Origin of the sequence: Paenibacillus amylolyticus, from assembly GCF_036894225.1 — a bacterium.
GTDB classification, from domain to species: Bacteria; Bacillota; Bacilli; order Paenibacillales; family Paenibacillaceae; genus Paenibacillus; species Paenibacillus amylolyticus.
The window spans coordinates 3,576,438-3,602,939 of record NZ_CP145892.1 but is presented as its reverse complement, the minus strand read 5'-3'; the positions used below and the strand labels follow the sequence as shown (position 1 = coordinate 3,602,939).

The 26,502-nt window shown below is 45.6% G+C and carries 21 protein-coding genes; 4 read left to right on the top strand and 17 right to left on the bottom strand.

Annotation, left to right across the window (positions count from 1 at the left end):
• Positions 1 to 45: 45 nt before the first annotated feature.
• From V6668_RS16025 to V6668_RS16010, 4 genes are all read right to left on the bottom strand, one after another.
• Positions 46 to 1,662: a glycoside hydrolase family 43 protein gene (locus V6668_RS16025; protein WP_338706092.1), complete on the bottom strand. Its 1,617-nt coding sequence runs from the start codon at positions 1,660 to 1,662 to the stop codon at positions 46 to 48.
• Between the two features lie 62 nt (positions 1,663 to 1,724).
• Positions 1,725 to 3,701: a YjhG/YagF family D-xylonate dehydratase gene (locus V6668_RS16020; RefSeq protein WP_338706091.1), complete on the bottom strand. Its 1,977-nt coding sequence runs from the start codon at positions 3,699 to 3,701 to the stop codon at positions 1,725 to 1,727.
• A gap of 16 nt (positions 3,702 to 3,717) precedes the next feature.
• On the bottom strand, positions 3,718 to 5,184 hold the full coding sequence (gene gucD / locus V6668_RS16015) for an alpha-ketoglutaric semialdehyde dehydrogenase GucD (protein WP_036671416.1): 1,467 nt from the start codon (positions 5,182 to 5,184) through the stop codon (positions 3,718 to 3,720).
• A 21-nt stretch (positions 5,185 to 5,205) separates the two neighbouring features.
• The gene (locus V6668_RS16010; RefSeq protein ID WP_338706089.1) at positions 5,206 to 6,081 is read right to left on the bottom strand and encodes a fumarylacetoacetate hydrolase family protein; all 876 of its coding nucleotides are present in this window, start codon (positions 6,079 to 6,081) and stop codon (positions 5,206 to 5,208) included.
• Positions 6,082 to 6,297: 216 nt separating this feature from the next.
• On the opposite strand from V6668_RS16010, the gene V6668_RS16005 reads away from it, so the two are divergent.
• Positions 6,298 to 7,212 (top strand): helix-turn-helix domain-containing protein, encoded by a 915-nt coding sequence (locus tag V6668_RS16005; protein ID WP_076327521.1) that lies wholly within the window; start codon positions 6,298 to 6,300, stop codon positions 7,210 to 7,212.
• Between the two features lie 122 nt (positions 7,213 to 7,334).
• Here the strand turns inward: V6668_RS16005 and V6668_RS16000 are convergent, their stop codons facing one another.
• On the bottom strand, positions 7,335 to 8,756 hold the full coding sequence (locus tag V6668_RS16000) for a family 43 glycosylhydrolase (RefSeq protein ID WP_338706088.1): 1,422 nt from the start codon (positions 8,754 to 8,756) through the stop codon (positions 7,335 to 7,337).
• A 135-nt stretch (positions 8,757 to 8,891) separates the two neighbouring features.
• On the opposite strand from V6668_RS16000, the gene V6668_RS15995 reads away from it, so the two are divergent.
• Positions 8,892 to 9,701: a helix-turn-helix transcriptional regulator gene (locus V6668_RS15995; protein ID WP_282321317.1), complete on the top strand. Its 810-nt coding sequence runs from the start codon at positions 8,892 to 8,894 to the stop codon at positions 9,699 to 9,701.
• Positions 9,702 to 9,898: 197 nt separating this feature from the next.
• Here V6668_RS15995 and V6668_RS15990 read toward each other — a convergent pair whose 3' ends face one another.
• On the bottom strand, positions 9,899 to 10,078 hold the full coding sequence (locus V6668_RS15990) for an ROK family protein (protein ID WP_338708959.1): 180 nt from the start codon (positions 10,076 to 10,078) through the stop codon (positions 9,899 to 9,901).
• Here V6668_RS15990 and V6668_RS15985 point away from each other — a divergent pair.
• Positions 10,007 to 10,159 carry a hypothetical protein gene (locus tag V6668_RS15985; protein WP_338709016.1) on the top strand — a complete coding sequence of 51 codons (153 nt, stop codon included), beginning with the start codon at positions 10,007 to 10,009 and terminating at the stop codon, positions 10,157 to 10,159. The two genes, V6668_RS15990 and V6668_RS15985, sit on opposite strands and share 72 nt — an antisense overlap.
• 139 nt (positions 10,160 to 10,298) lie before the next feature.
• On the opposite strand, the gene V6668_RS15980 is transcribed toward V6668_RS15985, so the two are convergent.
• From V6668_RS15980 to V6668_RS15940, 9 genes are all read right to left on the bottom strand, one after another.
• Entirely contained in the window at positions 10,299 to 11,252 is a 954-nt protein-coding gene (locus V6668_RS15980; protein WP_338706087.1) for an alpha/beta hydrolase, read from the bottom strand.
• A 56-nt stretch (positions 11,253 to 11,308) separates the two neighbouring features.
• Complete coding sequence (locus V6668_RS15975) at positions 11,309 to 12,361, bottom strand: LLM class flavin-dependent oxidoreductase (RefSeq protein ID WP_036671403.1); 1,053 nt, start codon at positions 12,359 to 12,361, stop codon at positions 11,309 to 11,311.
• A 28-nt stretch (positions 12,362 to 12,389) separates the two neighbouring features.
• Entirely contained in the window at positions 12,390 to 13,259 is an 870-nt protein-coding gene (locus V6668_RS15970; protein WP_076317796.1) for an NAD(P)-dependent oxidoreductase, read from the bottom strand.
• A 159-nt stretch (positions 13,260 to 13,418) separates the two neighbouring features.
• On the bottom strand, positions 13,419 to 14,003 hold the full coding sequence (locus tag V6668_RS15965) for a TetR/AcrR family transcriptional regulator (RefSeq protein WP_235200832.1): 585 nt from the start codon (positions 14,001 to 14,003) through the stop codon (positions 13,419 to 13,421).
• Between the two features lie 226 nt (positions 14,004 to 14,229).
• Positions 14,230 to 15,402 (bottom strand): MFS transporter, encoded by a 1,173-nt coding sequence (locus V6668_RS15960; protein WP_338706086.1) that lies wholly within the window; start codon positions 15,400 to 15,402, stop codon positions 14,230 to 14,232.
• Between the two features lie 24 nt (positions 15,403 to 15,426).
• Positions 15,427 to 16,245: a helix-turn-helix domain-containing protein gene (locus V6668_RS15955; protein ID WP_338708958.1), complete on the bottom strand. Its 819-nt coding sequence runs from the start codon at positions 16,243 to 16,245 to the stop codon at positions 15,427 to 15,429.
• 255 nt (positions 16,246 to 16,500) lie between these two features.
• Positions 16,501 to 18,969 (bottom strand): FAD-dependent oxidoreductase, encoded by a 2,469-nt coding sequence (locus V6668_RS15950; RefSeq protein ID WP_338706085.1) that lies wholly within the window; start codon positions 18,967 to 18,969, stop codon positions 16,501 to 16,503.
• On the bottom strand, positions 18,966 to 19,280 hold the full coding sequence (locus tag V6668_RS15945) for an ArsR/SmtB family transcription factor (RefSeq protein ID WP_036615511.1): 315 nt from the start codon (positions 19,278 to 19,280) through the stop codon (positions 18,966 to 18,968). Before V6668_RS15945 ends, V6668_RS15950 begins: the two co-directional genes overlap by 4 nt.
• 229 nt (positions 19,281 to 19,509) lie before the next feature.
• Positions 19,510 to 21,324, bottom strand: a complete 1,815-nt coding sequence (locus V6668_RS15940) for a family 43 glycosylhydrolase (protein ID WP_338706084.1) — start codon at positions 21,322 to 21,324, stop codon at positions 19,510 to 19,512.
• A gap of 358 nt (positions 21,325 to 21,682) precedes the next feature.
• Between V6668_RS15940 and V6668_RS15935 the strand changes: the two genes are divergently transcribed.
• Complete coding sequence (locus V6668_RS15935) at positions 21,683 to 23,044, top strand: alkaline phosphatase (RefSeq protein WP_338708957.1); 1,362 nt, start codon at positions 21,683 to 21,685, stop codon at positions 23,042 to 23,044.
• 115 nt (positions 23,045 to 23,159) lie between these two features.
• Here V6668_RS15935 and V6668_RS15930 read toward each other — a convergent pair whose 3' ends face one another.
• Positions 23,160 to 24,575, bottom strand: a complete 1,416-nt coding sequence (locus tag V6668_RS15930) for a 6-phospho-beta-glucosidase (RefSeq protein ID WP_338706083.1) — start codon at positions 24,573 to 24,575, stop codon at positions 23,160 to 23,162.
• Positions 24,576 to 24,586: 11 nt separating this feature from the next.
• A complete protein-coding gene (locus V6668_RS15925) occupies positions 24,587 to 26,488 on the bottom strand; it encodes a glucose PTS transporter subunit IIA (protein WP_338706081.1) in 1,902 nt (633 codons plus the stop codon).
• Between the last annotated feature and the right edge of the window lie 14 nt (positions 26,489 to 26,502).

Genomic DNA, 26,502 nt, shown 5'->3' with positions numbered 1-26,502 from the left:
TACCCAATTTCATTTCATGGTCCTCTGCTCCTTCCAAAAAGACCATCACATGTTTTCCAATACACCAGCTACATGCTTTGTTTCTTTATATTTAAAGTAATCAAAATCGGCATGTTTTCGGGTTCCACCTAGATCCTGCACACAAAGACCGATATAAGTTCCCGTAAACCGGATATACTCTGGAGATTCATCGGACAGATGTGTGATATCAACCCACTCGCCTGCTGTATTCCAGGATGAATCAGTATTTAACGCATAATAAAAGCGGGCGCGATCTTGATCCACCACAACCTTTAAACGGAGCGTGCTCACCAACTCTAGCGGAATATCCTCCAGCAGTTCGTCGTATACCCCGTATTTGGACTGAATGATCCCCAGGCAGAGCCCTTTCTCTTCATGATAAGTTACACGTAAGTAGAGATAGTCCTGGGTATCGTAGTACAAAATCAATCCTGCCATTTGTTGTGGATGGTCCGGCGTAAATTCCAGACACGTCTCGACTTCACACTCCAAGGCCTGAAGTCTCCGTGCGATCATGCTTTGCCTGTGCGTTGAACTCATCGACTCCATGCCGTGCAAGCGTAAGTAACCGGGACGTTCCGTCAAGCTGAGCCAAGTTGAATCGGGTGGAATGCGAAGTGTATTCCAATCATGCAGAAGCTCAAAGTGATCGAAATGATCCATTTCAGCAATCGGCTCAAACGGATGGGACTGGATCATCGGTGCAGGCACTTGAACCTCCGGATATCGGTCACCGCTCGCAAGTCTCAGCCAGCCGTCCTCACTCCACGTACATGGCTGAAGTGCGGTCTCACGTCCAAGAATGCAATATTTGTGCTGAACGGGTCGTCCGACCAGATGAGCCATGTACCATTCGCCGGTATGCGTTTCGACCAGACTACCGTGGCCTGCCTTTTGCAGAGCTAAATCTGGTCTGCCGTATGAAGTGAGGATCGGATTGACAGGATCGACCTCATAAGGACCTTGTAACGTACGGGAACGTGCTGCGGTAACCGCATGCTCATAACCGGTTCCACCTTCAGCCGTAATGAGATAATAATAGTCGTTGTGTTTATACAGGTGGGGTGCTTCGGTCAGGCCTAATTCTGTTCCCTTAAATATGTTAACGGCCGGTCCGATCAGCTTATGTTCCTGGACGGAATATTCCTGAAGAACGATGCCTGCAAACCGATTTTTGCCCTTACGGTGATCCCATATCATATTGACCAGCCATTTACGTCCGTCTTCATCATGAAACAGGGAAGGATCAAAACCGCTGCTGTTCAGATAAACCGGCTCGGACCAAGGTCCCTCGATATCCGTTGCTGTCACAAGGTAATTGTGGGTATCTTTAAAAGCGCCTACCCGGCTTTTGACATCGGTGTATATCAGGTAAAACACACCGTTGTTGTAACTAAGACAGGGTGCCCATACGCCTCCGGAATTAATGTTGCCCTCCATGTTCAACTGCGTTACACGAGTCAGCGGAGAAGCGATGGGCCGCCAATGAACCAGATCCCGGGACTGGTGAATCCGTACACCAGGGAACCATTCAAAGGTGGAAGTGGCGATATAATAATCCTCCCCTGCTCGGCAGATGGACGGATCGGGATGGAAACCGGGAAGGATGGGATTGGTGATCATTTTCTTGGTCTTATTCATGGAAGAAACCTCCGGTATGAAAGTAATGATCTGTACAACAACAGATACACAAAAGGTGGATATCAGTACCAGCCCAGCGCTTTTTTGCCGGCTTCCAGGGCGGTTACGATCCGCTCGACATCATATATATTCCCTCTCCAAGTCCCACCGCTGACCGATTGCAATGCAGCCCAGAGCTTTGTATCATCCGGCAAAGCTTCATCAGGCCTCATATCTGGATGAAAGGGCCTTTGTGCCAGGATGAGAGCACCTTCTTCCGGCGAAAACTCCAGATCGCCTTCTCCGACAAAGTTAATGCTACCCTCCAGCGTGTTACGATCAACCGTGATGTCAATCAGGTCTCCGTTCCGCAGCTTGCCAATCGGTCCGCCTGCCAGCGCTTCGGGGCCAACATGACCAATACACGCTCCGGTGGAAACACCGGAGAACCGGGCATCCGTAATCAGTGACACGTATTTGCCAAAAGGCAAATGTTTAAGCGCAGATGTAAGCTGGTACGTCTCCTCCATTCCAGTTCCCGATGGACCTCGCCCGAGAAGCACAACAACGTCGCCAGCCAGAATACCTCCGGTCTTAATCGCATGGATCGCCTCACGTTCAGTGGTAAACACCTTTGCTCTGCCACGATGACGGTATACGCCATGCTCATCCAGCACAGCAGGATCAATAGAGGTAGATTTGATGACAGAACCTTCTGGAGCGATATTCCCGGTTGGAAATGTTACAGTCGATGAGATTCCAAGCCGCTGAGCGTGTTCTACACTCATGATGACACTGTCCGGATCGATGCCGTCCTGCTCTTTTAACTGCTTCCGCATGAGATGACGGCGTTCCGACGATTCCCACCAGTCCAGTACCTGACCCAATGAAGTACCTGTAACCGTTGGTACAGACTCATCCAACAGACCAAGCTGTCTGAGGTGTAGCATGACCTCCGGTACACCTCCTGCCTGAAAGACACGTATGGTCGGATAAAAGATCGGTCCGTTTGGCAGGGCGCTAACCAGCCTTGGAACATTTTTGTTGACCTGTATCCAGTCCTGTACCGTGGGTACGGTTAAACCGGCGGCATGGGCAATCGCCGGTATGTGAAGAAGCAGATTGGTCGATCCGCCAAACGCGGCATGAACGGTCATCGCATTGCGAATGGATGCATCGGTGACAATGTCTGCCATCCTCATCCCCTGTGACTCCATATGGATGAGTGCACGTGACGATTGGCGCGCCATTTCAAACCAGATGGGCTGCCCGGAAGGTGCAAGCGCGGCATGTGGCACTGTCATACCCAGTGCCTCTGCTACAACCTGGGCCGTAGCCGCGGTACCTAGAAACTGACAGCCTCCTCCCGGTGTAGCACAAGCTCGACATCCTAAATCCGACGCCATTTCCAGAGAAAGTTCCCCGTTGACGTACCGTGCACCAATGGTCTGAATTTTACCGGCATCCTCTCCGTCGGTAGGCGGAAGTGTGACGCCACCGGGAACGATTACACCAGGCAATTGCGGCATGCCGGCAAGTGCGAGCATCATCGCTGGAAGACCTTTGTCACAAGTGGCGACACCAAGCACGCCTTTACGAGTTGGCAGCGAGCGAATCAGTCTGCGAAATACCATAGCGGCATCGTTCCGGTACGGAAGCGAGTCAAACATGCCGGTTGTCCCCTGTGATCTGCCGTCACACGGATCGCTGACATATCCAGCAAACGGGATTCCTCCCCGGCTTGACAGTTCTTCTGCGGCAGCCTTCATCAGCAGGCCGACCTCCCAGTGGCCCGTATGGTAACCGAGTGCTGCGGGGCTGCCATCTTCATTGCGTATGCCACCTTGTGTACTCAAGATCAGAAATTGTTTTCCGTTCAATTCCCCGGGCTTCCAGCCCATTCCAACATTCTGGGACATGCCGAACAAGTCGCCGCTTGGAGCATTCCGCAGCAAATCATCCGTTAAAGGTAGACGTCCGGCAGCCCCTGGAGCATGTGCTATGATATCGAAGCAGTTGGACGCGGTCTCTCCCATAATCGACGTAATCTGTTCGTACATGATAGCCTCCCACAGTTTATGACTTCACAAAGACCGTTTTGATTGCCGTGAAAAACTCGATAGCCGCTTGCCCCTGTTCTCTGGAGTGTGAACTTGACATCTTCATTCCGCCAAACGGAGCCTGCAGCTCTACGCCGGCTGTTTCTGCATTAATTCTGACCAGTCCTGCATCCATGTCCCGGATGAAAGACAACATGGCTCCGACGTTCTGTGTATAGATGGAAGCACTCAAGCCATAATCGCTATCATTAGCCGCTTCGATCGCTTCCTCCAGGGAATCTACCGCAATCAAGGCCAGAACCGGGCCAAAAATTTCTTCCCGGGCGATGGACATATGGGATTCGACCCCTTCAAATACGGTCGGCTGCACATAGAATCCCTCTTCCAGTCCCGGACCGTCCCCTCTTTTTCCGCCAGTGAGCAGAACGGCACCTTCATCTTGGCCTTTTTGAATATAACTCAGCACGGTATTGAGCTGTCCTTCGCTTGCACATGGACCCATCCAGCTTCCAGAAGACATGCCGTCACCCAGCCGAATTTCCTGGATTTGCGAGAGCAGCTTTTCTTTGAAGGCATCGTATACTTTTCGTTCAATAATGACCTTGCTGGTGGCCGTACATTTTTGCCCGGTCGATTTCAACCCACCGCTGATCGTGGCTTCCACAGCCAAATCCAGGTCAGCGTCAGCCGCGATAATAATCGGGTTTTTCCCACCCATTTCAAGTTGATACTTGGCCCCACGTGCCAGTGCTGCGCCGCCGACCCGTTTGCCCACTTCATTGGAACCTGTGAACGTTATTCCGCCCACATCCGGATGCTCAGCAAGTGCAGATCCGATCACTGAGCCTCTGCCGCATACCAGATTAAGAACGCCTGCCGGAATGCCCGCCTCTTCAAAACACTCCATTACTTTAGCCGCAGTGACCGCAGTTTCCTGAGCAGGCTTCAACACAACCGTATTGCCGTAAATCAAGGCCGGAGCCGTTTTCCAAATCGGAATGGCTACCGGGAAATTCCAAGGAGCAATAACCCCAACAACGCCAAGGGGTACGCGAGTCGTAAACATCAGTGCTTCGCTGTCCGTTGATGGAATGACATCCCCGGTTTTTCGCATGCCTTCTCCGGCGTAATACCTTAAGATTGCTACACCGCGCAGTGTCTCTCCTTTAGCTTCTGGGAGTGTTTTGCCCATTTCCCTGGTCATCGCCTCTGCAACTTCATCGGCCCGGCGTTCCAGCACATTGGCTGCTTGAAATAGATAGTTTCCGCGTTCCGCGCCCGATAACCTCCGCCAATCTTTTGCTGCTTCCTTCGCGGCTGCAACAGCCCGGTTCAGATCCTCTACGCCTGAGGTGGGTACGTAGCCAACTACCTCCTTCCGATTCGCCGGGTTGATGCTCGGTTCGGTTTCACCGGATGTCGCCTTTACCCATTCTCCGTTAATGTAATTGCTGTATGTCTGCTCTACCTGAAATGTGGTCATTGTATTCATCCTCCTTGTACATTAGTTTGAAATGACTGGATTAATAAGTGTCCCGATATCGCTAATGGATATTTCAATGCGGTCCCCTGGTGCAAGTGTAAAATCATTGGGTGGCACGATGCTAGTACCTGTCAATAACACCGTACCGTCAAACAAATCGTTATCTCTGGCCAGAAAGGAGACCAGCTCATCGAGTTTTCGGTTTAACTCACTTGTGCTTGCCTCGCTTTTGACAACTATTTCACCTTCGCGATATATTTCGCAGACGATGTTGAACGCATATGGATTCTGCACCGTTTCCGCTAGACGAATGGCTGGCCCTATCGAGCAGGAATTGCGCCACATTTTTGCTTGCGGTAGATATAGCGGATTCTCCCCTTCAATATCGCGGCAGCTCATGTCATTGCCAACGATGTATCCCACAATGCTGCCATCCCCGGAAAGCACCAACCCCAGCTCCGGCTCAGGGATCTGCCAATTGGAATCGCTGCGAAGTGTGACAGCCTCATTGGGCCCGACGGTGCGGGCTGCTGTAGATTTAAAAAAGATCTCCGGCCTTTCGGCATCGTAAACTTTATCGTAAAAGGTCTTTGCATCCAGCTTGCCTTCCGTTGCTTCATAATTTCGCGCTTCCCGGCTGCGCTGATAAGTCACACCCGCCGCCCATACTTCCGGAGCTTCCAATGGAGTGATTAGATGTAAGGAAGTCCAATCGTCAGTTAACTTGTTTAACGGTTTAAAAGCGCTTTCAACAAGTTGAACTGGAGAAATCCCCTGCTTTCTTGCTAGATGGATCAAAGTCATAAAATCTGCTTGTGGCAAACGATACGCTTGTTCATCATCCGTAACGGCTGCCAGCCACTTCTGTTGTCCGTCCAGAAATCGAATAATTCTCATTCAGGCTTGCCTCCATTTTTCCCCATCGGGTTGATAATACTACCATAGCACCCGCTATGGTTCATGACGATGTTCTAATCACTCCGACGATTTACCCTTTTCACGCATTTTTTTCTGTTAAGATGAGGTTAGATCCATTAAACTAAAGATAATTTACGAGGACAATCCGATGACAGGATGTTGGCATATAGAATAGTACAAGGGGGTTGGTTTGCTGTGACCAAGCTTTCGGATGCTGTGTATTTAGGTCGTCTACCCGATGTTCGCATGTCTTTTCAATTATTGGGGCTGCATGCAAGAAAGGTAGATTCCAGCTGGACTTATCCGTCTCATGAACATTCAATGTATGAAGTCCACTGGATGATGGACGGGCAGATGAACATGGTTGTCAACGGGCAGTCTTATCGTCAGTCGGTTGGTGACCTTCTGTTCATCCGGCCTGGTATGACCCACTCTTGCACCGGAGCCGGACCGGAGGGGTTCACTTATTTTTCCGTGCATTTCAGCATACACGATACATCCTTTTGCAGAGAACTTAACCGTTGCAAAGACATCTATTATCCGGCAAATTCGAATTTGGCTCTGGGGCTCTCCCCTTCCCTGTCTACCTTGTATAGTTTGGCTACAGAGCATTTGTCTAGCTCGCTATCTTCCTCCAAACAAATGAAGGTACACGCCGCCGTGTTTGAACTGCTCGGTTCCCTGGTCGGTCAGTTATCTCAGCAAGCATCCGTTACGTTGTCGAGAAAAGAAACCATTGCCCATCAGATTGCTGAGCACATTGAGGATTCGGTAAGGTATATCCATCTTCACGGGGAAATTCAGGAGAGCGATCGAACCTGGATTCAGGACATTGCCAAATCGCTGAGCATAAGCCCGTCACAGGTTAATCGTATTTTTCGGGAGGTATACGGCATCGCTCCACGCAAGTTTCTATCCGAAACCCTTCTGAACGAAGCGCAGCGGCTGTTAAAGCAAACCGACTTGAACATAGACCATATTGCGATGATGCTGGGGTATAAGACCAATGCGCATTTCAGCCGCCAGTTCAAGCGGTGGACAGGCATCGCGCCAAGCGAATATCGCAGCCATTCGCAGCAGGCAGGAGAAGCCAACGTTGTGGATGACTAAAAGTTTAATCATAACCCCCCCAATTGTCTGAGCCGCATAGGCTGATCGGTCAACAAAACAGCTACTGGATGACCAGCAGCTGCTTTGTTTTGTCTGGATTGCTCAGATCATGTGTTTGAGGATTACGCTAAAATAAATGATGCAAGGCTTGCACTTCCAGAACCTCTGTACGTAAAATACAAAGCCTGTATACCATCCGGAATGGTCATCTCGACTGAATAGGGTTTCCAATGATTGGTGAAATGTACCGGGATTGTACCCAGGACAGGACCGTTCCATGCGGTTTTGACCTCAAATACCCCGTGACAATATCCCCGTACCTTGATCGAGACCTGGCGAATTCCTCGGCAATCAAAGTATTTAAAACCTGCCGTTGCGGATTCAACCATATTGGCGATATATCCGACTTCTTCATCACCGTCTCTACCATCCTGGGTGATCTTTGGAAAGCGGCTGTCCAGCCAGGCTCCTGCCCCGAAACCTCCAGTGTACTTCTGATCATCTTTGGTCAAAAGATTACATGCAAGATATGCGGGGTACTCGCCTTTTCCTTCAAGCGGTCTCCCACTTGGACCAGAGGAGGTCATTTCCACCTGAGGAATGCTGCCGTCCTCTTCAAAAGATATCTTCTCAATACAGCCCTGCCGGTTGAATGCGTCCCCATTGGTATGACGGTGATAGAAGACATACCAGTCTCCGTTGATCTCCACAATGCTGCCATGGTTATTGCCTCCATAATACATGGGTTTGTCAGTAGGTTTGTAGGAGTCGATATGGAGATCACAGTTGCTTACGATGACGCCCTGATATGTAAATCCTTTATTTGGAAATCGACTGGTGGCATAACATAATTCATGCATAACGATGGAGGAATACACCAGATAGTAGGTATCACCTCTCTTCCGAATGGAAGGCGCCTCAAAAAATTCATGGCCCTCATAACCGCTGCCCTCACTGTAAGGCTCGCTCGGTGCTACGAATATGGGTTCTTCTACAATCGTCAGCATATCCGGACCTAGCATCGTGGCCATCGCGCCATGTCTTGATTGGTCTCCGGCCGCACAGAAGCCGGTATACAGATAAGTGTGCTGTCCTTCAGTCATCACGCCGGGATCGAACTGGGGCTCGTCCCCTTCTCTTTCGCCCAGACGAGTGCCGTCGCCATATTGTACATAACCATAGAATTCATATTTGCCAGCAGGTGCATCACATACAGCCACCGAAACAACGGGTACCTTATCGAGCACATAATACAGATAATACCGCCCATCAGGACCCAGCGTAACATCTGGCGCATACAAGCACATATGGCCATTCGGATTCAACGGGTCATCTGTTTTTCGGTAGATCACCCCTTCATTTCTCCAATTCCCCAGGTCATTCACCGGTGCAGACCAGCATACATAATCGTTCAGACAGAAGGCATGTCCGTTAAAACGGTCATGTGAACCATACACATACACTCTTTCATTGAATACATAAGGCTCACTATCAGGTACGTACTCCCAGGATGGAAGATATGGGTTGAACCCCTGCTTGTTCATTCCAGCTACACTCCTCATATAATTGTAATAGTACATTCGTTCTATGAAATAAAGATAACTCTCGTATAATAGAAAATAGCTTAAGTAGTGTATGGGTTATTCTTTTCTACAACTTAAAGATAAAGGGGAAGAACCATGACATCTATTTTTTACGTTGAATGTGACGCGGTACATCAGAATCATTTTGTTTTTGATATCCCTGAAGGGCATGATGCCTGGTTATTAGTCATTACACAGACCCCTGCCCAGTTTTGGGTTGATGGACAACTTAAGGAATACCCGGCTCATTGTGCTGTACTTTTCAAACCGTATCAAAAAATATATTATCGGGCTTGTTCAGAGCGCTATATAAATGATTGGATTCGTTTTGAAAGTGATGAACCGTTTGTAACCGATACCTCCCTTCCGCCAGGCACACCTTTCCCACTGGATGATCCGGAATACTGTCATAAGCTGTTCCAATTGCTTGTTGCAGAGCATTCTTTTCAGAACGATTACCGGGAATCATCCATCAATTGCCTGCTGCGAACCTTGTTCAATAAATTGCTTGAGTCTTGTGTCCAAGAGGATATTAGTCCTCAGCACTATCCTCTGTTGAAGCTTCGAACGGCAATTCATAACCATCCCAGCCATCCTTGGACAATATCAGAAATGGCGAAGATCATAAACGTCAGTCCGGGGTACTTGCAGTTGATGTACAAGAAATCGTTTGGCCTCTCGTGTATGGAGGATGTTATTCATAGCAGAATACGTTTGGCCAAAGAATATCTCAGACATCATTTGTATACGGTTGCAGAGATTGCCGATCGATGCGGTTACCGTAATGTCGAGCATTTTTGCAGGCAGTTCAAACAAATGACCGGTTCCTCGCCTAAACAGTTTCATAAACGACGTGAAGGTGTCCCGGCTGACTTAACAGAGTTGGGATATAAATCTCACTTTTAAGGGGGATGTGCTTTAGATCAATGGAAAAATTCCCACTCTGTCCAATGGGCGTTTACACATACCTTAGCCATTCAATCGGTATAAACGTCATCGAGGTTGTTAGCGTTCTCTGCTGTCATTTTAAGTTAAGGTTTTAGACTGTATGATGCAATGACATATTCTCAAGCATGATTGATCAATTATCATATTGTGATACCTTATAATGGCATCTTATTTTTTGCATATGCAGCCGCGCCGATCGTTCCTGCTTGCCCACCTAACTTTGCTTGTACGATAGGACATACACCGGATGAGAGATGCAATGCATGATTTTTAACCGTGTCACGTACTGTATTCAGCAAGCGGTCACCGGCTGCCGACATTCCTCCACCAACAATAATCACTTCTGGATTGAACAGATTGATTACATTGGAAAGACCAAATCCAAGAGTCTTCCTGATTGGAATCCTGCAGCTTAACCCCATTTCGAACTTTTTGGATTATTTATCTATACTTATGTCTCCAAACAAAAGAAGTCACTAATTTAGTGACTTCTTCTGACATAAAGTTTCCTATTATAAATTTTCTTTAACTTAAAAGGTTCTGATTCATCAATCCTTAATTAAGGGTTCTATTGGGATGAAGAGCACGAGCCATTGCATCCATATAACCCTTAACAGTACGTTGACTCACTTCTGTTTCTGGAGCAAGAATTTCGAAAAGGTGGAAGCAACCTGGATAGAGGTGAAATTCTACATCCACACCTGCTTGTGCTAATCGTGCCACATACTCCATCGTCTCGTCTCGGAATAGATCGAGCTGACCTACACAAGTATAGGCTGGTGGCAATCCGGCCAAGCTCTCTGCTCTCGAAGGTATTGCATAAGAAGAACTTCCACTGATATCGTTCTCCTCACCAAGGTACATATTCCAAGCAGCCACGTTGTCCGTTCGGTTCCAGATTGAACCCTCTTCTGTAATCTCATGACTAGATGGCGTGATGTTACGATTATCTAACATCGGATACAATGGCATTTGGAAGATAATAGACGGACCTCCTTTATCACGTGCCATCAGCGCGAGTGCTGCTGTCAGTCCTCCGCCACCGCTAGCACCGGCAATCGCAACCCGATTCACATCAATGCCAAGCATTGCTGCTTCCTCCGTCATCCATACCAATCCAGCATAACAATCTTCAATCCCCGCAGGATAAGGGTGCTCAGGAGCGAGCCTATAATCGACTGATACGACAATACATTCTGCTGTCTGAACAAAACGTTCGCACAATTTGTCGTCCATATCTGGATGTCCTAACACGTACCCACCCCCATGAATCCATAACATGGCTGGTAGTAAATCATTCGTTCGTTCGGCTGGCTCATAAATTTTGACCAGCATCTCACCTCCATCCCTCGGAATTTTCCGGCTAGTTGTGTTTACATGCTCTGATTTTTTCACCGATGCAGCCGATACTAAGTTTCTGCTCCACTCTAAATTTTTCTCCAATTCAAACCCTGGAAATTGTGAATATACCTCTCTTAATTCTGGTAATATACGTGTCTCAATACTCATGATAATTCCTCCAAATATAATAATGAATTCGTTCATTTATGTTTTTTAGTTAATCCTTATCTCATTTCAGCTTCCCACTTGGAAATTTCCTCTCGTACTCGCGGTGCAACCTCTTTACCGAGCAGTTCTATAGCCTGCATTACCAACTCATGTGGCATCGTGCTTAAGGGAACATACATCATGAAACGTGTAATTCCTACATGCTTGCGCAGATGAATAATTTTTTGAGCAACTGTTTCCGGATCCCCTACATACAACGCACCATCAGAGCTGCGGGCAGCGTCATAGCTGGAACGATCGTAATATGCCCACCCCCGCTCTTTGCCGAGTTTATTCATGCCGTACTGAGTGGACGGGAAAAAGAGTTCTGCGGCCTTTTCTGTATCTTCTGCAACAAATCCGATAGAATGTGAACCTACCCGAAGCTGTGATACATCATGACCAGCATGAGTTGCCGCCTTTTTATACAGTTCTACAAGTGGCGCAAATTTCGTTGGATTACCACCGATAATTGCCAGAACTAGTGGCAGACCTAGAATTCCAGCACGTATGGCAGACTCCTGAGTACCTCCGCTACCAATCCATACAGGTATAGAATTCTGAACAGGACGCGGGTATACCCCCAGATTATGTATCGCTGGTCGATGGCCTCCATTCCATGTTACTTTCTCGGATTCCCGTAATTTAAGAAGCAATTCAATGTTTTCATTAAATAAATCCTCGTAGTCATGCAGGTTATAACCAAACAGTGGAAAGGACTCAATGAAGGAACCTCGACCCGCTATAATCTCGGCACGTCCATTGGAGAGACCGTCAAGCGTGGCAAAATCCTGAAACACACGGACAGGATCTGCTGAAGATAGGACCGTCACAGCACTTGTCAATCGAATCCGTTTTGTGAGGGGCGCGGCAGCGGACAACACCATTGCTGGTGAAGATGCTGCATAATCATCACGATGATGCTCACCTATGCCAAACACATCAAGTCCTACCTGATCTGCAAGGACGATTTCTTCCACGACTTCTCGCAATCGCTGTGCGTGACTCATCACAACTCCGGTCTTAGTATCAGGCTTTGTTTCTACGAATGAAGTAACACCTATTTCCATAATTAATCTCTCCTTAGATTTTCTTTCCTTAAGAGGAATGCTCAAGACAACGGATTAAAGCCGTCCAATCCAACTCACCATAACCATGGGTAATTCCTTCAGAGAGGTGTTGATGAATAAGCTGACCTAAAGGTAGTGGAGCTTGAACTGACTTGGCTGCCTCGATAGCTAATGCAACATCCTTTAACCCGAGCTTCATATTAAAACCGGCTGGTTCAAACCGCTGTTCGGTCATGATCGCGCCATAGTTCTGATATACCGGAGATTGAAAAAGAGCATTCACAACATCGATATATCGGGACGGCTTAATACCGTGCTTTTCAACCATGAGCTGCGCTTCCGACAAAGCTTCCAGCATTGAAGCAATTAGAAAGTTAACGCCTATTTTGACAATGTTACCTTCTTCGCCATGATCCCCAATCTCAAATATCTCTTGACTTAGTACTGTTAACATGGGAAGTACTCGTTGTCTTGCATGTTCCGGACCAGCTAAAATAATGCGCAATGTAGCTGCTTTAGCGGCATCCGGGCGCCCCATTACGGTGGCAGACACAAAGTGCTGGTGTCTCTCCGCATGCAAAGCGGATAATTTTCGAGCCAGATCTACGCTGATCGTACTGGCAGATACGTGAATTCCATTTTCAGATAATCCGTTCAGAACTCCATGTGGTCCCTCGACAATCTCTCTCAAAGCAGCATCATCAGATAACATGGTAATTACAAGATTGCTTTCTTTCGCTGCCTCTAGAGGTGTTTGGACATACCGTGCTCCCTGTTTTATTAATGGTTCAGCTTTTTCAGGGGTCCGATTAAAGATGACTAATTCATACCCCGCGTTCAACAGGTTTTGTGCCATTGGAAGCCCCATATTACCAAGTCCAATAAACGATACCTTCATTGGTTGCATCTCCTTATTGTTGATGGAATGTTTCGATAACGGAATGAATGTTCCAGAATGATTAAAAAAATTATGGTCTTGCAGATACTTTTCAAATGGCACCTTCAAAATATGAGGAATATAATAACGGAACAATCATTCCAATATTGCTAAAAAAAATTATATCCCTGCAATTACAAAGCTAATCATCTCTTTTGCACGTTCTGGATTTTGACCTGTTTTGGCCATAATATTTATGCTTTGATGTAAATTCAGCAATAAATAAGACAATGTTTTGATATCTGTTGTTTTATCTATCTCTCCCGATTGTTGGCCCTTTTCCAAAAGCTCGCAAAATGCTTGTTCCAAATCCGAAAAACTAGTCTGTATCAAGACATTTATCTGTTCATCTGGTGACTCCAATGTTGTTGCTGTATTTGTTACAAAACATCCGCCCGGTAGGCTGGTATCGTATGCTGAAGCAATATGATACTCAAAAAATTGAAGAATTCCTTCTCTAACGTTGGACGCTTGTTCAAGAATGGTCTGTTTATTGGAACTCCCTTTTTTATAATGCTCCAGGGCATCTCTATACAAGGTTTGCTTGTCGGAAAAAGTATCATAAAGGCTGGATCGGCTAATGCCCATCACTTCCAGTAAATCCGGTATACTAGCAGCCTCGTATCCTTTTTTCCAAAACAACAGCATCGCTTCGTGTAACGCTTGATTTTTGTCAAATTCTTTAGTCCTGGCGATAAGTAACACCTCCCGTTTCAGAAATATAACATATCTGAACTGATCAGTCCAGAAAAGAATCTTGCCGGTTGTTAATCGTTATTAAAAATTTATCCATTGAATAATATATGAGCTATATTTTACATCTAACTCCAAAAATATTAACTTTGTTATACACCAAAAAGATCTCTTGAGCAGTGAATGCTGAAGAGATCTTTTTATTTTACTTATAAGCAAGAATTACCCATCACTGAAATTACACTGGATCTGGAGTTCCAGTTCTGCTTCTCGATTTCTTAAATAGCAGTATGGCAAGAAGTAAAGCAATTCCTACAGCTCCAAACCCCAACCAATTTAAGTACAGGACAGATGTACGACTGATCACAATCCCACCTAATCCAGATCCCAGTGCAAAACCAAACTGGATAAATGACGTATTTACGCTAAGGGCAATGTCGGGATTACGAGGTGCCAGTGTAACCAGATATAGTTGCTGGGCCGGAGATATGCTCCACGTTGCTAACATAAAAATCATTAAAACCAAGATTAACATCATAAGATTAACTCCAGCTAGAGCAAACAAAAGCAGAGTTACGCCTTGTAACAGAAGGCCTAGACAAATTGTAAACTTTGATCCCTTTGCGTCTGCCAATTGTCCGCCCACTTTTGATCCGACAAAGCTGCAAATTCCCGCGAGAAACAGAACACCGCTTATCTCGGTCATAGTAAGAGTGGATGTGGCTTGCAAGAAAGGCGTAATATACGTGAACAGTGTCGAATAGCCGCCGATATACAATAATGTAATAAGCAAGGCAGTCAGAATGAGTGGATTTTTTAAAATGGAGAGCTGCATTCTGAGGGTGATCTTTTCTTCCTCTTTGATTGCCGGAACCTTTTTGTAGATAATAAGTAATGGAAGAACACTTAACAATCCAATGAATATAAATAGAACTCTCCATCCAAACATTTCACTAAAAAATGTGCCCAATGGGACACCGAGCACTAGCGAACTGCTTAGCCCCATCAAAATGATGCCGATGGCATTGCCTCTTTTTTCTTTTTCAACCAGTCGTGTCGATACGGCCATCGCTACTACGGTAGCCACTCCTCCGCTAGCACCTTGAATAATTCGCACCCATAGTAAAGTTTCGTAAGAAAGGTCAACAAGCATAAGTCCGTTGCTGGCAATAAACACACTGAGGGCAGACAACAGTAACTTCTTGCGATCCATATTTATTGTAATTGCAATGAGAATCGGAGCGATAATGGCCGCTGCCAGAGCGAATACAGTCACCAGTAAACCCACTTCGGAAGTAGATACGCTCAGGTCTGAGGCGATCATTTCTATGACTCCTGTAATAATGTATTCAAGGGTTCCGATCAGAAAAACAGCTAATGCCAAGATATATATAATCCATTTATTTTTCACTTTAATCCACTCCGTCTTCTCTAGTTATCTATTTAGTATTGGAATTTGTATTTCTATAAACTGTACATCTTGTTCTTGAGATAAGGGTAAATATAATTCCCTACCAGCTCCGTTCTCCTTGATCTGATAGTTATTATTCTCAATCCATGTAGCTAGATGAACACAGGCTTTACAGGCAAAGGTGGCATTGGAACGATAAGCTATGGTGGCCATCATGGGCTCGGCAGGAAGAGTCCGCCGTTGAAATGGGTCGGGAGGTGATCGCAGCTCACAGGTTAAGAAGTAACCTATTTCAAACTCGAACTCTTCCTCTTGTCCTGCGATTTCTTTCCACAAAACAACCTGAGGTCCGTCGATCAGTTGGCGCATTTCTTTTGTTAATGATTGATCAAACTGATGAAATAAACTCGGGATATCCTCTTCCCTCCCACAACCTGTCTGAAAAAGAAACTGCCGAGCACCTTCCTCTTTGATTCGGATTTCTTGCCCAGTTTCGACGTGCCCCTCTTCCTCTATAAGCTGCATGCGTTCCTCAATCCGGACGAGTTTGGCTTGTTCCGTATCGATAACCTGCTGAATTTCGCTTCTTTTTAGCTTAAACATGCCTTGAATATTCTCCAATGTAATATGCTCCTGTAACAGCTGTGTGATTTGTGGCAACGTGAACCCCAATTCTTTATAAATGAAGATTCGGTTAAGCTCGAGAAGCTGATCTGCGGAATAGTAACGGTAACCCGTATCGTGATCTACCTTTCTCGGCTTAAGTATGCCAATCTGGTCATAATAACGCAGTGTTTTTAATGAGACCCTACTTAGCTTGGAAAACGCACTGATTTTGAACAACATATCATCTCCAATCTTTTAACATAATGCGAGTATATAGTTTCCCGTACAGGGGAAAGTCAAGGGTGTATATGCTTCTCATTTGCCTAGCTAAAATCAACCACCGTCCTTGTCATCACTCTATGTTGCTGTTAAATGTAAGTCAAAGAACCGTTTTTGAATGAAACGTTCATTATTTTTGAACAAAAAAATGCCACTCATCGTGGCATTCTCTCGGTACGCATTCAATTATCCTGCTCAGCATTACTAATTTTTTTAAATAAACAGATTATGATTGGCTTGTGATGCTTGTCCAAGATAGTAACCTACGCCACCAATTTTGACTTGATCTATTAATTCTTCACGCTGAATTCCCATTAAATCCATGGACATTTGGCAGGCAACGATCTCTACTCCTTGTGTAATTGCGCTCTCAATCAATTCCTCCAACGACGGCACATGATGTTTTTTCATCAAACCACGGATCATCTTCGGGCCTGCTCCAAGCATATTCATTTTGGACATGCCAAGCTTCTGGCTCCCGCGAGGCAGCATCATATCAAACATACGGCCGATCATAGTTTTGGATAACTTCTGCGGTTGCTGCTTACGAATAATACTCAATCCCCAAAAAGTGAAAAATAGGATTACTTTCCGTCCACTCGCTGCTGCCCCATTAGCAATAATGAGTGAGGCGATCGCTTTATCCAGATCACCACTGAAAACAACCATCGTGCTGGCAGGATCGCTGATGGGGGAATCCGATACGGGTTGTGCTGTATTTTTTACAATGACAGACTCAATCGTACCGCCTTTCAGTCTTTCCAACTGCAAGATTGTGGAACCCGACATTGTCGCCCATGCTTTGACATCTTCATAGAATCCTGGATCGGAAGCTTTCACGCGAAGGGTTTCCCCGTTCGAGAGTTTATCCATTTTCTGCTTAACCTGAATTAGCGGACCAGGACAACTTAATCCACAGACGTTCAACTCATGATCAATACGTTGCGGCTGTGTTAAGGAAGTGGGAATAGACTCCTTTTCCTTTGCGTCTATCACAGGATCATGATGATCTTGTTTTGCAGCAGAAAATGGAGCAGGCTTAAACTGGGCTTGACGGTATGTTTTATAACCACCACTCAAGTTTTTTACACTAAAACCATGCTGACGCAAAATTTGCGAAGCAGTGTAACCACGTAAGCCGACTTGACAGTATAGCCAGATTTCTTTGGATCGGTCTAATTCATCTAAACGTTGACGAAGTTCATCAACTGGAATAGAGAGTGAATCCGGAATATGACCATTCTGATGCTCAATTTCACTGCGAACATCCAGAAGTATCGACTGCCCCGGCTGACGATCAGCCAGTTGATTATAGGTGAACGTCTGAACACGTCCGGTGATCATATTCTCTGCTGCATATCCAGCCATATTCACGGGATCTTTGGCAGAAGAATAAGGTGGCGCGTAACTCAGTTCAAGCTCTGTTAAATCCCGGACATGTCCTCCGAAATGAATGGCTACAGCAATATCATCAATTCGTTTATCCACTCCATCATAACCGACTGCTTGTGCGCCTAAAATTTTGCCTTCCGGAGTAAACAGCAGTTTAAGAGTAATTGCACTTGAACCCGGATAATACGATGCATGAGAAGCAGGGTGTACGATAACGGTTTGATAGTCCATGCCGAGACGCTGTAGTGTTTTTTCATTACTGCCTGTCGTCGCTGCGGTCATTCCAAATACTTTGATAATGGACGTACCTTGTGTTCCTCTATAGGTAGAAGGAAGCCCTGCGATACGGTCGGCAACAATACGACCTTGTTTGTTGGCAGGTCCGGCAAGTGGTATCGTTGCCTTCGTACCATGTATGGTTTCCGTTACTTCGATGGCATCCCCAACAGCATAGATATGTGGCACACTACTTTCCAAGGCTTCATTTACGATAATATGTCCACGTGCACCCAGCGAAACTCCGCTATCTTTCAAAAAATAGGTGTCCGGCGTTACGCCTATCGCAAGAATAACCATGTCAGCTGTCAACACATGACCATCGGCAAGTTCAACCCCTATGCCCTGCTCTAGGGAATGAAATCCCTGAACACGTTTGGAAAACAGCAGGTTTACACCATGATTCTCCATTTCCTGTGCTAATGCGGCTGCTAACTCGGTATCATAGGGTGTGAGTACTTGTGCGTTCCCCTCAATCAGGGTTACATCCAGACCAGCTTCCTTTAAATTCTCAGCCATTTCCACGCCTATAAACCCACCGCCTATTACGATCGCAGATCGGTTGTTAGACGAACTTACCTGGTCTTTGATCCGATCAATATCTGGAATACTTCGTACGGTATAAATTAGTGGATTGTCCTTGCCCGGCAGATCGGGAATGATCGGTTTAGCACCTGGTGACAATATCAACTCGTCATAACTTTCTTCATATGCACCGCGCTCCTGGGACTGTATCTTAACCACTCGCTTCTGCGAATCGATAGCTATAACCTCACTTCTTGTACGCACATCGATACAAAAGCGATCTGCCATCCCTTTTGGCGTTTGCACCAGCAGACGCTCTCGATCATCGATTGTGCCACCTATATAATAAGGTAATCCACAATTGGCAAATGAGATATAGGGTCCCTTCTCAAAGATAATAATCTCGGCATGTTCATCCAGACGGCGAAGACGTGCAGCTGCAGATGCCCCTCCAGCTACACCGCCAACTATTAGTACTTTTTTGCTCATGATTCACAATCATCCTTTTCAAATAAAGTTTTAATAATCTGTTCAACCCGTTGATCGGCAAGCACATAGTTCACTTCAAGACCATTTCGCTCCGTAGCAACAATACCTGCACTACGAAGCTTCTGGAGGTGTTGTGAGACTGTTGATTGGGGAAGATCCAGACATTCCTGCATATAAGAAACATTACATTTTTTTTTCATCATCAATCCCCGCACAATGCATAAACGAATGGGGTGAGATAAAGCTTTCAGCAGATTAGCTGGTTCATCGAACTGTTTAATGTTATTGCTGTCAAAAGCGGGAGTGTTCAAAAGTATTCCTCCTAAATCGTTATATCGTAATAATACGATTTATTGATTCGTCTGTCAAATGTATTCTGGAATTAATGCGTTTAATAAGTCGCATACCCGCTCAACCCTACGGCTTTGCTTGTTCCAGGTGGATGATAAATGCCTGCCAAAACCGCTAAAAGCGACATTTGACAGGCATTCATGCTGTATCAAGCCTTCATTAAATAGCGATTTAATTGAACATCTTATGTTAGAGTATGACCGGCTGAATCAGTCCGTACTTACCAAAAAGAATCGGGTCCATACATATTTCGCGGTGATACCCCTTTCCAGATGAAAATCTGGATAGTGGCGTTACAAAACGGTGATAGGCAATCCGTAGTTGACCGGTTTCATTTTCATTAAAGATACAGTGATGACCTGTTCCCAGCATGCTCTTCTCCACATTTTTGCTCAGGATTGGGTATCGATAGGTAATTGGACCATATAATTGCTCTGCCGTACCATAATTCACATGATAGTCTTCGCTACCTGTGTCATCACAGGACCATGTAAAGTGGTATAGTCCACCCTGCTTCAACACGGTTACCGCCTCACGAAAATCATGCAAGCCTGCCAGATTGCTCATTGTGTCCTCAACGACACTTATCATGTCTTCACCAAGCTCCACAATGGCACCATGTCCATTGCCAAATAGCAGATACGGTCTTCCATCATCTTCGACATAGATGGAGGGATCAATAGCTTGGCCCATAGTAATGCCCAGACGTTTCAACTGCTCCATTGTGATTAAAGGCTGCGACTCGGCCAGAAATGGACCAATCGGTGTATCTGCTACAGCAACGCCAATGGCACTGTCGCCGTTCAGCATTTTGCCGCAGAAATAAAAATAGAACTTTTCGTTACGGTTGGCTATTGCCGGTGCCCAGGCATTACCGGTTGCCCAAGCTACATCCTCTGTTCCCAGATCAAGGATAACACCTTCATCTTGCCAATGCTTCAGGTCTGAAGAAGAAAACACTTTGAACTGTGTCCCCGACCACCCCTCGAAGCCATCTGTGGTGGGATACATATAGTAACGATCCCCAAACTGTGCGACATCAGGATCGGCATATTGTCCGGGAAGCACCTGATGACCATCCCCAAAAGCCACGAGAAGCCGGCTGCACTCCTCAGCTGTGATTGGCAGGACACTTCCATGCCGCTTTTGAGTTGATCCCATATCGAATTTACCATCAGGGACGATTCGGAATTCTCCACTTCCCAGATCCGTAGTCAGCAGAGGAAGATAACCCTTGCCTTCAGCAAATCGATCAACAATCAGGCACCATTCCTCCCGGTCATTGAATTTAAAGATTTGAGGTCCCTCCACACCTGCCATAGCCTCCAGTACCGGAGCTTGAAGTGTAACAAATGCCCCTTTGTCGAGAGAGTCTCCTTTTTCTACCCGTATGTTTTTGGTTGTTTCATCCTTGGAGTATCGATAATAAGAGCCATCCGCAGGAAGAATCGTTGTATCAATAATATGATTATCACGCTCAATGTATTTTTCCGATGCAGAGAACGTACGAAAGTCTTTTGTACGAGCACTGTATATTTTTTGTTTTCGTTCTTGCTCCTGAGGTTCCTGCGTCGCAGAAGCCCAGAATACAAGAAACTCATCTGCCATTTCATCATAGACAGCTTCCGGTGCCCAGACACATCCAGCGCCCTCAACACCTAGTGTAACGTTCCATGGGGATGACCAGTTCACGAGATTGCTGGATTCCCATATAATTACGTCACGGCTCCCGGCATTAACAGCATGACTCCATCCTTTGCCGCTTGCGATGCGGAGATCCGTAGCAATCAGATAAAATTTATTATCCTTGACTGAACGAACCAGAAACGGGTCCCGTACCCCCTTTTCTCCAAGGTCGGAAAACAGCACAGGTGAGCCGCCATTAAGGTCCTTCCAGTGAAGACCATCCTCGCTATAGGAGAAATAAACCTGCTCTCCGTCTGGTTGTTCGCCAATAAAATGTACAAAGAGATACCCATCATAATTTGGAGTTGTTTTGGTCAATGGTAAAGAGCCTCCTGAAAATGAAATTGATTGTATACTAACAGTAATATAAAAAATGAAAGCGTTCTACTTATGTTGTATCATACTTCAAAAACAGCGGAATAAGTATATTTTTGTAATCTCGTATGTAGAAGATCATGTGAATCTATCGCAGGAAATATATTGTCCTGATTGGAATGTTTGACTTGCTCCTCATGCAAAGAAATTAAAGTTATCGCCGTATATTTGTTTAATTTACATCAGGTATACAAAGTTCTTGGTTTTCATTTACATATAAATGCTAACCTTCTTAATGATGAACAAATGAATATAGATTCATGCATTCATTTTTGTTGTTGAGATATTATGAGGAGGAATCATTGTGAAATTATCCAAAAGAGTATTACCAGCGGTAGCGCTGACTCTGGCTGTATCGGCTTCTACTCTCTTGTCTGCAGGACAAGCAAGTGCGGTTCAAGCTGTAAGTGTGGAGAAAAAACAAATCAAGAACATCATCTTCCTCATTGGGGATGGCATGGGGACCTCTTATACTTCCGCCTACCGTTATATGAAAGATGATCCTTCGACGAAGGGCATGGATAAAACCGTATTCGACCCTTATCTGGTTGGAGCACAAATGACCTATCCGGATGATGATAAACAAAATGTAACGGATTCCGCTTCCGCGGCAACGGCCATGTCCGCGGGCGTGAAAACATACAATGCGGCCATTGCGGTTGACCCTGAGCAGAAGGAAGTCAAAACCGTACTTGAGCAGGCCAAAGAAAACGGGAAAGCCACCGGACTCGTGGCTACATCGGAGATCACTCATGCCACACCAGCTGCATTTGGTGCCCATGATATCAGTCGAAAAAATATGGATGCTATTGCGGACGATTATTATGATGAGTTGATTAATGGCAAGCATAAGGTGGATGTACTTCTGGGTGGAGGGAAATCCAATTTTGTACGTGAGGGTCGTGACCTGACGAAGGAGTTCCAGAAGGCCGGTTTCAGCTATGTGACGGATCGTTCCTCTCTCCTTGCTGATAAGAATCAACAAGTTCTTGGACTGTTTGCGGACGGAGGGCTGGACAAGTTGATTGATCGTACTGCTGCAACTCCATCATTAGCTGAGATGACCAATACAGCGATTGATCGCCTCAGTTCGAACGACAAAGGATTCTTTCTAATGGTCGAAGGCAGCCAGATCGACTGGGCAGGACATGATAATGATATCGTTGGCGCGATGAGTGAAATGGATGATTTCGCAGCAGCATTTCAGGCAGCTATTGATTTTGCCAAAAAAGACGGTGAAACACTTGTCGTAGCTACTGCCGACCACTCCACGGGCGGACTTACGCTTGGAAAAGACGGAGAATACAACTTCTTCGTAGACCCAATCAAAGCTGCACTGCGCACACCTGACTTCATGGCAGCACAAATTGCAAAAGGTGCTTCGGTTGAAGAAACACTGAAAAGTTATCTCAAACTGGAGTTGAAACCTGAAGAGATTCAATCGGTGAACGAAGCAGCCAAAAGTGCGGATGTAACAAAGATTGATAATGCTATTGAAGCGATTATTGATAACCGTTCATATACCGGCTGGACAACAGGTGGACATACAGGTGAAGATGTTCCGGTCTATGCCTACGGTCCGGCAAGTCATCGCTTCGCCGGTTTGATCGACAACACAGATAATGCCAAGATCATATTTGATATTCTCAGCAAGCACCAGTAAAAAAAATCCCTAATAAATTTCGGGTAAAACTTTGAAAAAGCTTAAGCCCTTGTCTCCAGTTGTTGCCGATGGAGACAAGGGCTTTTAATTGATCATTCGTGTACTTGACGAAGTGTTATATTATCTTCCCTTGACTTTTAATACATTCTTTATACCAGTAGAAAGAATCTTTTTTAACTCGCTTTAATGAACCCTTTCCATCATTGTCTTTATCGACATAGATTAAGCCATATCTCTTTTTCATCTCTCCTGTTCCGGCACTGACAAGGTCTATGCAACCCCAAGGAGTGTAACCTATCACTTCAACTCCGTCTTCCAGAATCGCTTTTTTCATCTCACTCACATGCTGTCTAAGGTAATCAATCCGATATGGATCATGCACTGACCCATCCTCTTCGAGCGTATCCACTGCGCCTAAACCATTCTCTACAATAAATAGCGGGATCTGATACTTATCATACAGCCAGTTTAATGTAATCCGGAGACCTACCGGATCAATCTGCCATCCCCATTCACTGGCAGGCAAGAGCAGATTTTTATAACCGCTTATTTCATTCCCCTCACTCTTGTCCTGATCGGTTGGATTAGCCATAACGACAGAGCTGGAGTAATAACTGAATCCGATATAATCTACGGTTCCTTCTCTCAGAATCAATTCATCCTCAGGAGCAGTTTCAATTTCCAATTGATGCTGCTTCAGGAACCCATAATATGAGCGTGGATATTTGCCTCTGACATGTACATCGAGAAAGAAGTAAGCTTGTTGAAGTTTTTTGACCTGGGCAAGCACATCATCAGGGTCGCATGTAGCTGCGTATGATGTTGGATGAAGGAACATGCCGCCGATCATAAAGTCTGGGTTGATCTCTTTACCAAGCTTGACTGCTTTGGCACTGGCTATCAGCATATAATGCGCAGCCTGGTACATGGTCTGAAGTTTGTTTTCCCCATCGTTCCACTGAATACCTCCCGGCTTCCATGGCTTGCGCACAATCATATTGATTTCGTTAAACGTCATCCAGTACTTAACCCTTGTCCGATATCTGGTGTAGACTGCTTCGCAGAAGTTTAAGTAAAAGTCAATCAATTTACGATTGCGCCATCCCCCATATTCCGTCACTAGATGATATGGCATTTCGAAGTGAGATATGGTGACTACTGGCTGAATCCCGTATGCCAAACAGGTGTCAAACAAGTCATCATAGAATTGCAGACCTTCCTCATTCGGTTCCGTCTCATCTCCGTTTGGAAATATCCGAGTCCACGCGATGCTGGTTCGAAAGCATTTGAATCCCATCTCATGAAACAACTGAATATCTTCCTTGTATCTTGTATAAAAATCACTAGCCTGATGACTAGGGTAATATACATTTTCCTCAATTCCCTGTGTAATTCTTCGCTCCAAGCCATGTGTTGCTGCTGTCATGACATCTGCAACACTGACTCCTTTGCCGCCCTCATTCCATCCACCTTCTAACTGGTTGGCCGCTGCAGCGCCTCCCCAAAGAAAGTCATCAGATAATTTACTCATATTAACCACCTCTAAGCGTGAATGCGTAACAATGCTTCGTTTTGGACAACCCGATCCTCAGCAATCTGCTCAACACTCTGATATTCAAAAGTATTCGATATAATGATGGGCACGACCGTATCAAATCCTGCTGCCCGAATAGCTTCATGATCATATTCGATCAGCAGATCTCCTTGCTTAATCACCTGATCCTGCTGCACATAAGCCGTGAAATGCTTTCCTTTCAACTTGACTGTATTTATCCCTACATGAACAAGCATTTCCACACCCTCATTCGACATCAGTCCAATGGCATGTTTGGTTGGGAACAGCGATACAACCTTTCCGTCAAATGGGGCGTATACTTTGCCGTCGATTGATTCAACTGCAGCACCGCTCCCCAGAGCAAAGATGGGATCGTCGATTTCAGTTATATTTTTAACTATCCCGTTAATTGGAGAGCCAACAATCATTGTTCCGGTTGGTCGAGTCAAAGCATGAGATTCTGAGGTCGCCGCACTCGCATTAGCGGCAGCAGAACCATCTGTTCCATTGCCAACACTTGCAGTAACTGGAGCTGGAATCTCTTCTTCAATTCCCCAGATCAAGACGGCAACCAGTGCAAGCGTAATGCTGATTGCTACCCCGATAATGATGTGTATATAACTGTCAGCGATATAGGTTGGCAAGGCCAGGATACCTGGCAGAATCAGAGCCGTTGCTCCTCCACCCCAGAAATTGATGTAAGCTGCTCCGATACCTCCTGCAAGCATCGCACAGATAAAAGGACGCTTGTACTTAAGGTTGAATCCGAAGATAGCCGGTTCGGTAATACCAAACATCGCCGTTACACCACTGGATAAAGCACTGGATTTGCTCGCTTTATGTTTCAATAAGAGGAATACACCAATACATGCCCCGGCTTGAGCCAGATTTCCAGTCAAGTTTGCAGGTGAAATTACCGAGTATCCATATTCAGCAATCAGCTGGCTGTTAATTGGAGTAATCGCGTAATGCATGCCAAATATAATTAGAAGGGGTCTGAATGTTCCAAATAAAAATGCACCAATGACGCCATTCACCGTATACAAATACGTTACAATTTGAGCAACTCCACTGCCGAAGTAGGTTCCTAAAGGTCCGAAAACAATTAATCCAAGTGGAACCATAATGAACAACACAATCATTGGCACAAACAAAATTTTAAACATATCGGGTATTCGCTTATTAACAAACCGGTAGACGTAGCTCATCACCCAAACCGAAATAATAATCGGAATGATCGTTGATTTATAGTTCACGAGCAATAATGGAAGGCCGAAAAAGCTTAAACTGGTAACACCCGTCTCTGCCACTTTTGCTGCACCTTCCATAATGGTGGGATACATGTAAGCCCCGGCAAGGGCCACAGCCAGATATTCGTTGGTTTTGAACTTCTTGGCCGCGCTGACTGCAAGGAAGAAGGGGAAAAAATAGAAAATAAGATCGCTAATCAGACTAAAGGTTTGGTACGCACCACTTGTTGTCTCAAGAAGATTCATTGTCGTCAGGATTGCAAGCACAGACTTCACCATACCGCACCCAATCAACACTGGAATGACTGGCCCGAATATACCTGCCACCGTTTCCACGACTCGGGAAATCACATTCTTTTTTTGTTGTACTGCTTTCACTTCAATGTCCTGATTTTCCAAGTCAAGCTTTTCACTTACTGCGTCAAAAACGCTTTTCACTTTTGCGCCAATGATGATCTGTAACTGACCACTGTTAAACTGGGCTCGCAGGACACCTTCCAGTCGATCAAGCGCTTTCAAGTTAACCTGAGACTCATCTTTTACGTTGAATCTCAATCTGGTTGCACAATGCGTGGCATACGTAATATTATCCTGTCCAATGTTAGCGATAATCTCCTTAGCCAATTCCTCTGTTTTCATATGATTCCCCCGCC